Consider the following 282-nt stretch of genomic DNA (forward strand, 5'->3'; position numbering starts at 1 on the left):
TGCTGATGTACTTGCGCTTGTTGATGCCGATGTGCTTGCTGACGTTCTTGCGCTTGTTGAAGCTGATGTACTTGCGCTCGTTGAAGCCGACGTGCTAGCTGACGTGCTTGCACTTGTTGATGCTGATGTGCTTGCACTTGTTGAAGCTGATGTACTTGCTGACGTACTTGCGCTTGTTGAAGCTGAAGTGCTTGCTGATGTACTTGCTGACGTGCTAGCTGATGTACTTGCTGAGGTGCTTGCGCTTGTTGAAGCAGAAGTGCAAGCTGACGTGGTTGCTGG

The 282-nt window shown here is 50.7% G+C and carries 1 protein-coding gene; it reads left to right on the forward strand.

All coding sequences use genetic code 11. The annotated features are described in order from the left end of the window. On the forward strand, positions 1 to 282 hold a 282-nt coding region (locus tag N8M66_RS09310), incomplete at both ends, for a hypothetical protein (protein WP_261047230.1).

The sequence above is a fragment of the Streptococcus mitis genome (assembly GCF_946188585.1).
GTDB classification, from domain to species: Bacteria; Bacillota; Bacilli; order Lactobacillales; family Streptococcaceae; genus Streptococcus; species Streptococcus mitis_DG.